The 15,971-nt window shown below is 69.8% G+C and carries 5 protein-coding genes; all 5 read left to right on the top strand.

Annotated features, from left to right (window positions below):
- The coding region (locus ACQEVZ_RS60575; protein ID WP_433386410.1) for a hypothetical protein at window positions 1-463 on the top strand (463 nt) is incomplete at its 5' end.
- Window positions 438-3,395, top strand: a complete 2,958-nt coding sequence (locus ACQEVZ_RS60570; RefSeq protein ID WP_433386408.1) for a hypothetical protein — start codon at window positions 438-440, stop codon at window positions 3,393-3,395. The genes ACQEVZ_RS60575 and ACQEVZ_RS60570, both read left to right, overlap by 26 nt.
- Window positions 3,396-3,454: 59 nt before the next feature.
- Window positions 3,455-5,971 (top strand): TcdA/TcdB catalytic glycosyltransferase domain-containing protein, encoded by a 2,517-nt coding sequence (locus ACQEVZ_RS60565; RefSeq protein WP_433386416.1) that lies wholly within the window; start codon window positions 3,455-3,457, stop codon window positions 5,969-5,971.
- A 610-nt stretch (window positions 5,972-6,581) separates the two neighbouring features.
- A complete protein-coding gene (locus ACQEVZ_RS60560; protein ID WP_433376548.1) occupies window positions 6,582-7,271 on the top strand; it encodes a hypothetical protein in 690 nt (229 codons plus the stop codon).
- A 364-nt stretch (window positions 7,272-7,635) separates the two neighbouring features.
- Window positions 7,636-15,807 (top strand): hypothetical protein, encoded by an 8,172-nt coding sequence (locus ACQEVZ_RS60555; RefSeq protein ID WP_433376545.1) that lies wholly within the window; start codon window positions 7,636-7,638, stop codon window positions 15,805-15,807.
- Window positions 15,808-15,971: the final 164 nt, after the last annotated feature.

Genomic DNA, 15,971 nt, shown 5'->3' with positions numbered 1-15,971 from the left:
GGTGTTCGCCGACACGACGCTGCCGCAGATGCCGTATGCGTGGGTGTGGGGGAGGGTCCGCAGGATCGACCGGATTCCCGAAGATTTGCCGGACCTGGCAGCCGAGTGGGGGATCAGCGTTGCAGACCTGCTCGCCGTTGCTTCGGCGTCTTTTAGCGATCCAGCGTTGATCTACCCGCTTCTTGCGGCGTACAACCCCGACGTCGGCATCACCAGTCAGCAAAGGCGCTGGCGGCAGTGGATGAAGGAAAAGGCCGACTCCGTCGGCGTCGCCGAAGGTTACCTGTTGGGAGTGCTGAACGACGCCAGGATATCTGTGAACTGGTCAGGTACGACGGACGAACTGCGCAGGATCGTGGAGTCCTGGCGGGCGACAGCAGCAGGCCTCGGCCCGGCCGGATTTTCGGGCGTTGCGGCAGCAGCCGTGGTACTCGGAGATGACGGCGTACGAGATCCTCGATGACCTCGCTCACGAGGAGGGTATTTCCACCAAGGTCGAAGAACGATCGCGCGTCATCGGCGTGACTTGGCAGTGGTTGCTCGGCGCGACCATCCGACTCGGCGGTGACGTCGACTCGTACCTGTCGCAGGACGCTCAGCAGCTCCGGCAGGCACTGGACGAGCTCGATGATGCGGGAACGTTCGGCAGCCCGCTGAGCCTGCTGCAGTATGTCGGCGAGGACGCCGAGGCTTCGGACGCGGTCGACGTCCACTTGGCGGCCCGGCGGAGCCGTATCGACATCGACGGTCTGTCCTCGGAGGTCCGCCGTGCCTACTTCGCGTCTGTCGTGTTGGAATCCCACGACGGCCTGTTGCCGATCCTGGTGACCAGGATCAGCACGAGCTACCAGCTCGCGGGGGGCGCGGTGTCGTTCGTCCGTGCGGCCGATCAGCCGGCCGGATCCGCGCTGAGGGCCACCCCGGCCGACGTCGAGCTGTTGCTCGACCTGTACGAAGTGCGGCCCGGCCCTGCCGGCGACGTCGCCTCGCCCGGGGCGGCGACGCGGTTCAGCCGCGCGCTGAGCATCGACCAAGCGGTGTTCGGCACGGCGCGGTGGCACCATGTCGACAACCAGGAGCCAACGGCCGCCCACGATATCGCGCGACGGTTGAGGTCGACCGTAGGTTTCGGCCGGTTTCTCGATGACACCGGACAGCTCGCGCCGGGCTTCACCGGTGTCATCGAGCACGTCACGGCCAGGCCCAGAACGCGTGGGATCGTGCTGTACCGCACGACCGCGGCGGACGGCGACCTGGTCGACGGGGTTCTCAACGTCTTCTCCGGCCACATCAACGAGGTCGTCTTCATCGATCCGTTGACGTCGGCCGTGGCCACCCTCCCCGCCGACGACGTGGTTGAGGTCCTGTTCCTGCCGACCCAGGGCAACATTCCGGCCCGGTTCGCGCCGGTCGGCGGCAACCGGCCGGACCAGCTGTTCAGCTGGCCCCCGCGGGCGCTGACCGGTCTCGGGCTCACCGACCCGGAGGCCGGGCGCTTCCTGGTGTTCGCCGCGCGAATCGGCCAGTGGATCGGCACCCCTGAGCTCTCGATCGTCAGCCGCTACCTCGAGGCGTGGCACAGCGCAGGCCGGCCCGCTGCGCCGCATGGCGCCGCCTTCAACGGCGATGCCATCGGCGCCATGCCCGAGCTGTACGCGGCGTTGCTGCAGGAGTTCGGCGGCGTTTGGCGGCTGCCTTCCGGGCTGACCGCGCAGGTGGTCCACGCCGCATCGGGTCGCGCAAGCACATCGGACCCGGCGACGAATGCGGTGCGGCTGTCACTGCTGGAACTGGCCGGGGTCCCGCAAACTGGAGCCGTCGATCCGCCCGACCCGGGCGACGGCGCCGATGACGACACGCTGCTCACGCGTGCATATACTCTCGCCCTCCGCCTGAGCGGCTTCCCCGACCTCGAACTCCCGGTGGATCCGGAGGAGGGTGAGCCTCCGCACGCGGCACTCGCGCGCCAGTTCCCCGCCAGTGGCGGTTTCGGCCGCTTCCTCAGCCCGTCCGGCGACCGCATGTCGGGCTTCGACGGCGTCATCGAGCATCTCGTCACCACGTCCGGGCGGGGCTTTGTCCTCTTCCGCATGCTCAGCCATCCCGACGGGTCGCTCCGGCCGGTCCGGCCAGGCGGGGTCGACGGTGCCGAAGCGACCGAGCGACTGCTCAACGTCTTCGTCGGCCGCCAGGGCGAGATCGTGTTCGTCGACCCTGCCAGGTCGGAGCCGGCGACGTTGCCGGTGGGCGGGCCGGTCGATGTGCTGTACCTGCCGACCACAGGAACCGTCGCCCCTGACCGGACCGAGCGCGTTGACACGACCGCCGGCTGGGAGGACATCCTTGCCGAATTGCACATCCCGCCGGCAATTCTCGCCGCCGGGGTCCCGCCGGTCCGTGGCAGCCAAAGGAAGCACGATGGGGATGCCGGTTCCGAGCCAGGTTCCGACGCCGGCCGGACGTCTTCGGAGCCGGGTCTGCTGCCCGGTATGTTGCACCCCTTCCTCAACACGGTGATCGGCGCGTCCGCCGGGGCGCCCGTGCCCAGTGACGGTGGCACTTTCGCAGCGGAGTGGGTCAGCGAAGCATGTCTTTCCAAGGCGCTGGCACCGCCCGTCGGGGCATTCCTCACGTATCTGCACCACCACCTGATGGAATTTGTCCGGGCATTCGAGCGAGGCGACTGGCTGACCGGCGCGTTGGACGCGGTCCGTGCGGCACGGTCGGTCCTTCCGTACACTGCGCAGCTTCACCTGCGAGACCACGCCGACCAGATCCGCGTTCAGTTGCAGGACACCCTCGCCGACGAAAACTCCTGGATCCAGGGTCTGGCCGACGAGGGCGGCCGCGCCGACCTGTTCAAGATTCCTGTGTCAGACGGACCCGATCACATCGGGAATGGCACGCTGCGGGACTGGTTCGATGCCGCGTTGCGGGCCCGGCGCCGCTGCGGAACACGGCGCCGGCACCGTTCGTGGCGTCGCTCGACGACGAACTGCCCCCGGCCCCGCCGGCGTCGAGGGATCTTGCGAGGCCGGTGGCATTCAGCGCGGATGACCTCGCCGAGACGTTGGAGGTGTTCGCCGCGGTGTGGCAGCGCACACCGGTGTCGCGGCGCGCCGAGATCGCACGGGTGCTGGACGCCGCTCGTGCGGCGTTCCTGGACAACGCCGCCGCGGCTCTGGACGGCACCGGTCCGGCAGCCGCACGGAGCTACCGAGCCGCGCTGGTGGCGCTCCACGCCGCCGGCGTCGACGCCGGCAGGCGGCTCGAGACCGCCAATGCCTCGCCCGGGAGCCCCGTCGCCACCGCCGATGCGGCGCAGTGGTTCGAGGTCTTGCGCGCCGATGCGCCGGCGGGCCCGGACACCGTGGCCCGGTGGACCGACGCGCTGACCGGTTGGGGCGCCGTGGTCGCCACCGTGACCATTTGGCTGGACGGAGTCCCCGGCGTGATGGTTCCCGCCGTCGAGGCGGCGAGCACACCGGACGGTGCACCGGCCTGGCTGATCTTCGATCCGGCCGGCACGCGGCCGATGCCACTGGCCGACTGGCTGTCCACGCGAGGTTTCGACCCGGACCTGCAGCCCGTCGTGGGCGAGCTGACCGAAGCACCGGATGCGGCGGCGGTCACGATCACCCCGCCAACGCTCGGCGGCCACCACCGTGCCGCACTGTCGACCGCACTCCGTGCGGGGCTGCGCCCGGCGCAGGAGAGCGGCGGCATACTCGGGCCGAACCGGTTCGGCGCCGGGACCGCACCGCCCCCACCGGCCTTTCTCGGCGGCTTCCGGCAGGCCGACATCGCACCCAGCCACGTCGCGGCGTTTCTGGACCTGCTGTCGCTGACCCGCCCGAGCCCACCGGACGCCGCCGCGCTCGCCAACCTGTCCGCCGGACCGGTCATGCGTGACAGGGCCGGACGCGAGATACCGGTGGTGTCCCTCGCGATCTGGCTCGGAGGCCCGTTGACAAGGGCTCCCGGGGACTGGCCCTGGGTGGTGGAGAGAAAGGCCGGCTTCCGCGCCGGGCTCGCCCGCAACGCTGCCCGCAGGCGCGGCCATACGGTGCTGACCGTGCTCCTCACCGATGTTCCCCGATGGAAGTTCGAGGCAGCCGACGCCGGGCGCGCCGGGCCTGCGGTGCGGGACTTCCTCACCTGGGCCCGCGACAGCGACGTCCGGCTGGTGAGCATCGACGAGATCTCGCACGTGGAACAGCCGCTGCGGCTCGACCGGTACGCGCGCGCGGAACTCGCCCGGCGCACCGGCAGTGGACTCACGGCCGCGAGCGACATCTACCGGGTGGCGTTCCTGGAGCGATGGGGTGGCCTCTACCTCGATCTTGACCTGAGCGTCCCGGACATCGGCGAGGTGTTCGCCGCGGCGGAGGAGCATGGTTACGCCGTCTCCATCACGCCGGACGGTGCCAGCAATTCCGGCATCATGGCGTCGCGCGACCATGCATTTCTGCGGGCCTATCTCGATGAAATCGAGAGCCGCTATCGGCTTACTGAAGGTGAGGTCGTCGGCAACAGCTGGCATGACAGCGGGTTCGAAGCGAACGCTGCCGCCGGTGAAGATCCGGCGCGACACGACTGGCGCGGAAGTCCCGCCATGCGCACCGGGTCGATCGTGCTGGAAGCCGTCGCGGTCCGGCTCGGGCTGTCCTCGGCAACGGACCTGCCGAGGCTCACCGCGACGAGGGTGCCGGTGCTGGGCTGGCCTACGGCTGGTCCGCTGGCGCCCACCAGGCATTGCCGGACCCGGCAAGAGATCGGCGATGCCCTGCGGGACGCTGCCGCCACGCTCGTCCGGGGTCTGTACGACCGCGAGGGCGACCTGCATGCTGTCGCGGTGGCGCCGGTCGTCAACGGCATGCCGGACCCGGGCGCGGCGTGGCTCGCCCTGTTCGACGTCATCCTGTCGATGCCCGAGTACGCTGGCCGGATCCGCACGATCACCGACCGCACGATGGTGTTTCCCCCAACATCCACCTCGCGTCGCGTCGCGGTCGTGCAGTTGCCCGTGGAGTTGCGCTCGCGTCTCGGTCTCGATGATCCGCCGGCGGGTGCGCAACCCGCCGGTCGGTGGCGGGTGGGCCGCCTCGCCCGCCCGGTGCGGCTTGCGCACACGTCGGCAGTCAACGTCGAATACGACGCTCCGGCGCGGCAGTGGCGTGCGGATGGCGCCAAGATCCTGCTTCGGGAGCTCCGGCCGGACACCGATGGCCGAGCCGGCGTCGCGCTGCTGCCGACCGCTGACCTGAGGCCCCTGGCCGGAAGGCGGTGGCTGCCTCCGGGCAAGCTTCCGGTGCTCGTGGTCGTAGCGTCAGTGGGCCGCCTGCTCGTGCCCGTCGAGGACGAAACCGGCGAGCGTCTGGTGACACTGACGCCGGAGCAGATGGCACAGGTAACCGGCGTGCGTATCCCGCCGACGGCGGCGATGGCGTTGCTGACCTGCGACGACACGATCATTCCAGGAATGACGGCGCGACGGTTCCAGGCCGAGCGGCGCCGGCAGTCCGGCGCCGAGCCCGTCGGTGACCTGCTCACCGTTCCCGATGCGATCATTCTCGGTGGCAGCGGCGGACTGCTCACCACGGAGCACGGCCGGGCATGGGTGCTGGACACCGGCGGCGACCTCGACGGCTCCGGCTGGGACGTTGTCAACGACCTGAACGCGTTCGACTTCGACGGCTTCTTCGCCGCGAGTGGCACCCCGGACGGTCTGCATCTGTCCGTGCCGGCCGGGCACGGCGCCGAAGGTCAGCTGGCGACGTTGACCCACGCGACGTTCCGGCACCTTTCGGGTCCCGCCCAGCCGGCGAGGTCGTCCAGGGATTCCGTGCAGTGCTCGAGGCGCTGCAGCGCACCGGCTGGGTGGTGCAGGTCCTTCCGTGGGGGGTGTGGGTGCGGCCGGCCGACCTGCCAGCCGCACGGGTCGCCGAGAAGGTCCGTTCGTACCCGGTAGGCGGCCTCACGCAGGAGCGGAAGGTCGTTCTGGTCGGCGCGCCGGGCCGGGCGCTACCGGCGGCCGTTGAGGAGGCATTCAGGCCACTCTACGAGCAGCTGCCGTCGAAGGTCGCGGCCCGGGTGGACGTGGTCCGGCTGAGTGCGCCCGTCACGCCGGCTCCGGATGCGCTCCGGGACGACGGGGTCCAGCGGCCGGGAGATCCGCAGCGGGCGCAGCTCCCGTCGACGGTGACGACGGACGGCCGGCTGATGGTGGTCGGCGCGGGCGGGGGCCGGGCTGGCCGGATCCGGGAGGTGTTGCGCACGGCGGGAGCGGTGCCGTTCGGAGTATTGGCGTTGGAGGATGTGGCGGCCCTGCCGGACCTGGTGGCCACGGTTGAGCGGCTGCGGTGGCGTGGCGATGCTCCAGTGGTGTTCGTGCCGCCGGGTGCGGGCGGGGTGGTGGCGGTGGCACGGGTGCTGCGGTCGCAGCAGGTTGCGATGGTGTATCCGCGGTCGGCGGGCTCGGTCACGAGTGGCAGGTGGAGGGGCCGGCGGGGCCTGGGGAACGTTTCGCCGAGGCGGAGCTGTGGGAGGCGCTCATGCATGCTCGTACGTTGTCGCAGCCGATGGCGTTGGCGGATCGTCCGTCGACGGTGCTTGCTGACTGGTTGTCGGCCGCGGACTGGGCCCGGGCACGTGAACTGCTCTCGCGGCACCGGGAGCGGCTGACCGATGACGACACCGTGCGGCAGCTGGGCCAGATCGCTGCCCGGTCGCGCGATGACCGGCGGCTGGCTGTGTTCGAGGCGGTGCTGCGCCTGGCGCGGGCTGGTCATGCCGATGTGGCGTTCAAGTATCTGGGTCGGCGGCAGCCGGCGGACCGGGTGCGATTCCTGCTCGGGACGGTGCGCAAGCAGGATGTTCCGCCGGCCTTGCTGGCGGGGTTGATCAGGCCGGCGCGGTGGGTAGCCGCCGGCGAGGATGATGAGGCCGATATCGTGCTGCAGATCGCGGTGGAGACCGTCCTGACGCTTGGACGGTTGGAGCTTGACGACGCTGAGCGCAAGGCCATCCTCTGTCTGCAACCGGCTCATCGTGGCCAGTGGCTGGATGAGCGGCGAACGATTGTCGGCCTCATCGGCGAGGAGCTCGGTGCTGCCGGCGCTGATCTCGTCAACGCCATCGGGACCTGGCGAGGATCGTGGTGCGGTGCGATCCGGCAACGGTTGATGCCTGACCAGGGACGTACGACGGGGACTGCGCCCCGCGACACCAAGCCGGTGCCGGCTGGCGGCCTGCCGTGCCCCGGGGCATGACGGCCGCCGGCGACCGATTCCGGGTGACGGCGGTGGCGGGAACAGGGACTGGCCGGCTCCCCGGCGGTCGGCCGTAGGTTTGAGGCGGAGTGCCGCGTCGTCTCAGGGGAGTCATGCTGCCGGCAGATCAACGACTGCTGAGCCCGCGCCGGCACTGCGGATCGTGCCCGCCCCGCGCGGCGTCGTGGCCTGGCCTCGGGCCGCCGGCGGCGAGACAGCGACCGAGGTGCGCACGCACGCCAATCGATGACATTAACATAGTTGCCCGGACCGGGGTGTTGTGATGCCGACTGTTCTTCCGTGTCCGCCGTGGCGGGCGACGTCGCTGCCGCGCGGTGTGCTGGTGCGGCCGAGGAGTGCGCCGGTGCGTCCGGAAGACCGGCTCGTGCGCTACGGGTCGAAAGCCACACCCTCTGGGGAGATACGGCTCATTCTCGGCGCCGACCTGCTCGACGATGATGTGTTGCTTGAGTATCTGAGGTCGCTGCCGGCGCGGGTCCTCGAGCGGGTGGTGGTCGACGCGAGTGTGGTCGAGGAGAGCATGGTTGAGACCCGGCCGCCGGTTGAGGAGCTGGTGGCTGCGGCGGCTCGGCTGGGCGTGCCGGTGGAGACGCTCTGGTTCGGTGAGGCCCCGCAGGACGTGGACTGGGATCGGCTGGAGTTGCTGAATCGCGAGGGTGTGCCGGCCGGCATGCCGTTCGCGCGGACCGTCCGTGCGCTGCCGCCTGGTGTCCAGGCGCGCCCGCCGGCGGCCGGCCTTTCCGGGCCACGGTTGTGGCCGGAGACATTCAATGTCTCCGCCGGGGCCTATCTGCCGCCCGGCGATGACTCCGGCCTGGAGACCGCCGAGACCCGTCATCTCGCGGAGTTGTATCCGGTGGTTGTGGGCATGTTCGTCGTGTTCGTACATGGCCACGGTGCCGCAATCGTGTGGAAGGAGGAGGTGTACGACGCGGGCCGGTTCGTCGCCGCGATTCCCCGGATCGCCGCAGCGCGTGGCATGCCGCTTCGCAGCAGCCAACACCGGAACACGCTGTTCGCGTTCGACGCGCTGATGGTGGTAAATCTCTCCCCGCCGGAGTACAGCCTCGACGAGGGGTTCGGCAGGCAGGTAAGTCAGTCGCTCGGCCGGCAGGTCGTCCTCGTCGAAGGGCTGACGCCGATTCCCCTGTCTGACAGCGGCGCCGAGCCGGAGCAGTTCACGACGGCAAACGGGTCGCCAGCGCGGTCGTTCCGTCCTGACGGCAGCCCTCCGCAGCCGCTCGCGCCGGCGTTGCACGACACGCTGCGATTGCTGTTTGCCTTCTCCCGGCCGGGCGTGCCGTTGAACGACTTGGAGTTTCCTGAGCTGCTGCGTACGTTGCACATCACGTGGGGCAGTACTCAGGCCGCGCACGTGCGCAGGTGGATTGACATGATCGGCCGGGTCCCGGGCAACCTGCCGGAGCTGGCCACCATGTTCGCCGTGAGCCAGATGGACCTGTTCAACCTGAGCCAATCGCTGGCCGTGCACCCGCGCGCGTTCCGCCTGGTCGCCGGACTGCTGCCGGCCGCCCTCGCAGACGGGCACAAATTGGCATGGTCCCGGCTGCAGGTTGCGTTGCACGACGCCGGCGTGCACAACGGCTTAGATCTGGTGCTGCTGCTGGAGCTCGCAGACCGGCACGTGCTCAATCCCGCCGACCTGCCGGTGCTGCGGTCGTTGGCGCGGCGGGGGTTGCCGGTGGAACTCCTGCATTACCTGCCGTTTGAGGCCGTGCACCGGATGCTGGTCCGTGAACGTCGACGAGTCACCGCACCGGCGTCTGCGGCAGAGCTGGTCACGCAGTGGGACCTGCGGCACGAATCGGCGCTGCGTACGCTCGCGTTCCGGCTGCAGGTGACCGTCGAGGACCTTCCCGGGCTGTATGGCGAGCTTCTGGACAAAGTGGTGAAGCGGCTGTTGAAGGAGGGTCAGGGCGTCAAGCTGCCGGGCCGCGACGAACCTGCATGGCACAGCCCGTACAGCACGTTGGTCGATGGCTGGGTGACGAAGCTGGTGGCCGAGGTCGAAAGGTCGCTGCGAACGGAATGGGGCGTCTCGGCGAACACCCTCGCATGGGCGATGGGTGCCTCCGGACAGCTGGGCTTCCCGGTGACCGAGCTGGCCGGCGTCCCATCGACCCGGCTCTGGGACATGCTGGTGGCCCAGACGCTGATGCGCGGCGGTGCGCGTGCGACCGTATCGATGCTGGCAATGGTGGCGTCGTCCGGCGAGGCGGATTTGCCGCCGAACATGCCGGAGCCGGTCGGCGTGCTGACGCGCGACCCGCACCGTGCGCCGGACTACACGCCGTCGGGCAGGGTGGCACAGCCCAGCGGGTCGGCAGCGCCGCCGTATCAGGAACGCGACGTGCGGGAGGTCGACCGGCTGGGCAGGCGGCTCCACCTGAGCCCGCAAGACCTGGCGAGGCTCGTCCGGCTCACCGCCACGATCGGCCGGGCCCCGACCGACCTCGCCGCGCTGGCGCACCGGATGGACATCCCGGCGCAGCTGCTGCTCGAGGTCGCGGAGGGCCTCGGCGTCGAGCCGAGGCACCTCTGGCCCTTCCGGAAGTTGCTGCGCCGCGCGGATTCGGAGGGCCGTCGGGGTCTGCCGGTTCGTTGGATCGTCGTTACGCTGGAGAGGCTGGCGACCAACGCGCTCGGTCCGGTCCACGATCCCAGCGCAGATGCTCCGCAGATGATTTCGACGTTCCTCTGGCTGGTCACGGCCGCGCAGCTCGATGCTGACCAGGAACTGACCTTCCTCCGCCGGCTCCACAGGTTTTCCAGCTTGATGAGACGCGCCCACCTGAGAGACGAGCCGCTGGACGTGGTGCTGAGCCACAGCGGGCGGACGGAAGATGCCAGCTTCGACGATGGACGGGGGGACGTGGAGCTGAGCCTCAGCGGGCAGACGGAAGATGCCAGCTTCGACGATAGATGGGGGGCCGTGGACGAGGTCCTGGTCGGTGACACAGCGCCCTACGGCAAGCTCCTGCTGGACTACTGGGCGGCGCGGTTGAAGGTCGACCGCGCCGACGTCACCACGTTCGTCGAGAAGTATCCCGGCTCCAGCCTCGACGTCCTTATTCAGTTGGCTGAGGGCAAAAGAATCAAGGGCGCGGCGCTGCTCCGGTATGCAACAGCGATCGGCCGCGTCCCGGTAGAGCTGGCTTCGTTCGCAGGCAGTCCGCTGGTGAAAATCGGCGAGGTGGTGTCGGTGGGGACCGCCTTGGAGGTCGACCCGCACCTGACGACCCCCGTGGTTCTCCAGGCCAACCAGCAGCTCGACGCGCCGCCGCAATCTGAGCGGCTGGACACGCTGAAAACAGTGCTGGTCCCAGAGCTCGGGCTGGACCCGGCGCTGATCCTGAGCGTCATGTACGACTTCCGATGGTTCTTCAGTACGCGTCGGCTGCCCCAGGCGACTGATCTGGCCGAGTGGCGTGCGATTGCGTGGGGTGTGTCACCTGCTGTCGTCGCCGACTACGGCTCCCGGCTCAATCGGCTCCAGCACACCGCGCTCACCCAACTGGTGTCGGAGCTGGTCGCCAGCCTGTATCCGGACGAGGCGCTCCAAGACCAGCCGGCGTGGACCCGGCTCTTCGGTCAGATCCACATGAGCCGCACACTGCTCGAAATGTACATTCTGCGGATCGGTCGGGTGCCGACCGACCTCAGCACGGTCGCGGCGCGCCTGCGGGTGGACCACCCGTCGCGGCTGCTGGCACTGGCCGCCCGGCTCAACGTCGATGTCCGTGTGTTACGGGACTCCGACGGAGTGGCACGGCTCAACCGGCGCGGGCACCGTAAGCATCTGCTGAGCGGCGTGGAGGACCTCGCCCAGGAGATCGAGCGCCGCGAAGACTGGTCGGAGCGCGACCGCCCGGAGCGCAACATGCTCGACGACCTGCTGTGGCTCGCCGCTCACACCGGGCGGGTCCCGGCCGACCTGCTCAACCTCGCCGACAGCGCCAATCGCGATCTGTCCGTCACCCTTCTGCTCGCCGTCGCTCGCGATCTCAAGGTGGACCCGCGCTTGGTGGCGGCTCTGGTGCGGGAGCGGACATCCGGCGTTGTCAACGCGACCGCCCCGCCACGGTTGAGCCGCCTTGCCGACGAGCGGCGGCGAGGGACAGAACGGGATACTGCGATGACCGATGTGCTCCGTGCGGCGACGGGCGAGCCGCAGGATGGTGTTTCTCTGCGGCAGGCGATCGTCGACCGGTACCGGGGCTGGGCCGATGCGTTGTTTCGCGACCACCGTCTGCCTGAGTCCGACATCTGGTCGTTCTTCACCTGGCTCGACGGGGACCGGGAGCGCGCGTCCACCTACCCCAGTCAGGCGACCGTGCTGGTGCAGCAGTGGTTCAACCATGCACTCATGAACCTTTCCCCGGTCATTTCCTGGCTGTCCGACGCCCGGCAGTGGCACGGGCTGCTGCTTTCAGCCGCGGGCCGGCTCGGCGTCAGCGCCGAACGGCTGACTGTGCTGAGCCTGCGGGTTGGGCGTGCGTTGACCGATGTCGCCGAGCTGGCACGCCGGGCTGGGGTCGAGGACCCGGTACGGTTGCTGGCACTGGCGCATCTCCTCGGGGTCGACCCAGCCGTCCTCGCGGAGCAGGAGTGGATTCGGCGGCTCAACACGTCGCCTGCCGAGGAGGTAGCCGGCTGGGTCCGGCAGGATCCGGTCCGCCGGCGGCGCCTGCCCTCAGCGCCGAGCGTGTCATTGCTGATCATGGTGACAGGGCGGCTTGTGCTCAAGCATGCGGTGGACCCGTCCGAGGTGGTGGCGGTGCTGCGGAGGCTCGTCGAGTCGGGTCTGGACCCGCTGTCCGTGACGGATGCCAGGTTCGTGGCCGTGGTCCAGGCCGAACGGGCGGCGGCCTGGGCGCCTAGCTTCGATGCGTCGGCGGAGGAGATCGCGGACGACTTCACCTCGCGCCCCTGGCTGTCGCATACAGATGTGGTGTCCGCGGCGGACGATGCCGGCGTCGCAAGGCGGGACATGCTGATCCTGGCCCGCCGAGTGGGCAAGCAGCCGACGAGCGTGCGTCACCTCGCCGAGCAATGGGGTAGGGGTGTGTCAAGTGCCAGCCTGTTCGAGCTGGCCGCCTCATTCGGGATCGACCCAGTTCACCTCTGGCCGCTGATAGCAGGCCCGGTGAACGACAGCCAACCGCTGGCCGAGACGATCAGGCGGCGGCGCGAGACCCTCGACACCTTGTCGGCAGAGTCCGGATACGACGCCGCGACGCTGCTCCTGGCGATGAACGACCAGCTGGTATGGATCGACTTCGTCGCCAGCGCAGCGCACGCCCGCAGCATCGTCGAAGCATGGCTCGCCTTCACTGCGGGCCTGGACGTGCCCACCTACCAGAACCTTGCCCGGGAACCCTGGTTCGACCTGGACCGGATCAGAGCGGCGGTCAAATACTTCGCCGACCTGTGGCGCGTCGGCGCGATCGGCAGACCCACCAGCACGTGGATGGAGTCGGAACTGCACGCGAACGGGTCCATCGTCCTGTTGGAGAACGTGACACGGGGGTTGACCTTTGTCAATCAGGGCCCACGTGCGGGGCGGCTGTCGACCACTATCGCCGAACGCGGGCCGTACCGGCTCATGCTGGCGTTGCTGCCGAAGATGGACCTCGGGCTGAGCGGTCATGACGCCGCCGAACTGTACGAGCAGTCGGTCGCCGGCGGGTATGCGCTGGACACCTTGACGCCGGACGTGCTGGCTGCATACGAGGCGGTGTGGAAGGTGCATCGCGACAGGCGTGGGGCTGTGACGAAGCCGGTGGTCGAGGCGCTGCTGGGGCGGTTCGGCCGCCCGTGGCCGTTGCCTGGCGAGCGGCAGCCGACCGTGGTTTACGGCGGGCGCCGGACACTGGAGCCGGCAGCGTCCGGTGATCTCAGGCTGTACCAGCACCTGCTCGGGGTGCCTGCGGACTGGCAGGCCATACAGGCGGCCTATGCCGGACCGCTGCGGGCTGTCCGGGACCTGGACCGCCGCCGTGCCGGCACGCCGGCAACCGAGGACGCGGAAGACGCGGAAGCGCTGGTCGACCTGGCCGGCTTGGGCGAGGAGTACGAGAAGTCCGGCAGTGGGTGGGGGCGTTTCCTGTCCGCGGACGGCGCTCGGGCGGCCGGCCTCAGCGGGATTGTGGAGCACATCGCCGGCACCGCCCGCGGCCGGGGTATCGTGCTGTTGCGTTCGCCCGGCGGCGCCGCACCGCCCAGCGAGCGACTGCTGAATGTTTTCGGCGGTGACGCCGGCGAGGTCGTTTTCATCGACCCGCTGACAGGTGGCCCGGCCGACCTGTCCGGGACCGCGGCGCTCGACGTGTTCTTCCTGGCGACTGAGAGCGGTGTGACCGCGCCGTTCGAGCTGGCCAGCCCGCAGGCCGAGGCGGTGCCCAACCGGCCGCGTCGCAATGTGTCGGATCTCGGGCTGCATCCCGTCGAGGTCGGCCCGTTCCTGGCCGCGCTCACCGGGCCCGTGCCGGTCGGCGCGGCCGCGGCGGACGTCGTGCGCCGTTGGCGGATCGGCTGGTGGAGCGACATGTTCGGGGTGGCACCCGAGGAGATCGAGGTGGACCTCCGGGAGCGGCCCTGGCTGCAGTACTCCGAGATGCTGGCGCTCGCCCGGACGACCGGCACGGCACCCGAACTGATCCGTCAACTGAGCATGACGATCGAGCGGGTCCCAGCCGACCTCCCCGGCCTGGCACGTCGGATCGGGTCGACCTCGCGGCAGCTGTGGGCGTTGTCGTCGACGTTGGACGCCGACCCGTTGCACGTCGCGTCGATACTCGGCGCCGGTGCGGACTACGACGCTGTGACCCGGCTGGAGATTCAGCTCATCCGGGTCGGTCAGCAGGTTGGTGACAGCGCCGCGACGCTGGTAGCGGTGTTGACTGATGAGGGTCTCAACGCCCGCGATCTCGAGGACATCGGCGATGACCTGCTCGTCGAGCGATACAATGCGTGGCTGCAGAATACGCTCGATGTGGCACCGCAGCAGGCCAAGGACCTGATCCACGCGTCGCACACGGTGCATTCGTCCTTGCGCTTGGCCGCGGCTGCGGTCGCGGGCAGCGTCCACGACATTGTGCGAGCCGCCCAGGATGCCGGGGCGAGCTGGCAGCGGGCGACGGTGCAGCGGCTGCAGGCTCATCCGATCATCCGCCAGGACCTCGGACCGGCCACCGGGACAGACCGGATGGACATCGACGATGCCGGCATGGTTGGCCGGTTCCTGGTCGACCTCGTCGAGTTCGTGCAACGGCACGCGTTGCGGCCGCACGAGATCGGGCCGGTCGTCAGCGAGCTGGCCGGCACCGCGCAGACCGCGGACGAGGTGGTCCGCAACTTCCGGACGACGGGCGAGGCGCTCCTGCTGCCCGCCGACGCCAACGAGGTCGACGCCGGCCCGCTCGACCTGGCGGCGGAGCGGGGTGTCGTCACCGAGGAACCGGCGGGCCCCGAGCCGCGTCGGCTGATGCTTCCCGAGGGCGTGACCGAGGTCGAAGGGGTCCTGGTCGTTGGTGCGTCACCGGACCCCGAACGTCCGTTGTGGGGTGTTGTCGGTGGGCATGCGGAGGGGCTGGGCCGGCCCGTCGTCGTGGAGTCACCCGAGGATCCGGCGACGCTGATTGCCGTGGGTCGGGTGCTGGAGCGGCTGCGTTGGAACGGCGAACAGGCAATTGTGGTGCTGGGTGGCGGTGCGTCGCCGGCTCCGGACCTGCTGCGGCTGCTGGCCGGGCATGAGGTCGCATTGGTGCACCAGGCGCCTCCGGCGGCGATGAGCGGCGCGGTGCCGCAGCTGACGAATGTCTGGGCGGTCACCGATCCGGACGGGGTGACCGTGCGGCACGACGGCGCCGAGCTGACCGCCGCGGTGCTGGATGCGGCGGCCCGGACGCCCCGGCCAGCCGGCGATCTGCCGCCGGCGGTGTTTGTCGACTGGCTGACGGCCGGTCCGGAGCGATCCGGTGCTGTGCTGCTCAAGCAGTCCGCCGAGTTGGACAGCGTTGAGGTGCGGCGGTGGCTGCAGGCGATGACCGCCCGGGCTGCGACCGGCGACCAGACCGGTCCGATGCACATCGCCTTGCTGGATTTGGCAGCCCTCGGACATGCCGCGTGGGGGCTGGCCTATCGTGCCGCGCCGGATCCGCGGCAGCGGGCGGCGACGGCCTTCGGCGCCGACCCGGCGCGGTTGCGGAACGCGGCCGACCCACTGGCGAGGCTGGCCTCGGCGACCGCCGTGGATGAGATCGACCGTGCCAACGCGGCCATTCTGGCCGCCATCGACATTGTCCTGGTTCAGGAGCCGGATCTCGGGGAGCATGACCTGTCCGCGATCGTTTGTCTGCCCGGCGATGACCGGCTGGAGTGGTATGCGCGGCTCACGCAGCTACACGGAGTGCTGGGTAGCGACGTCCGGCGCCACGAAGCGCTCGGCGAACTCATCCTGTTGACCCTGAGCTGCAAAGAAGTTGCTTCATGAGGTCCGCGCGCTCGGCTGTCCCGGCGGCTGCAGCGGGCTGACCCTGCCCGGCAACGGCCCATGGAAGGCGCCGGGTCGAGTTTCCTGGAACGTCGGTGTGCCGTGGGGTGTGTTTCGCCCACGTTCCGCAGTTGAGGGATCAACTAGTGCGCGGAACCAGGCAT

The organism is Dactylosporangium sp. CA-152071, from assembly GCF_050936335.1.
GTDB lineage: Bacteria > Actinomycetota > Actinomycetes > Mycobacteriales > Micromonosporaceae > Dactylosporangium > Dactylosporangium maewongense.
Note: the sequence above shows the minus strand (reverse complement) of the source record. Positions and strands in the feature narration are given on the sequence as shown.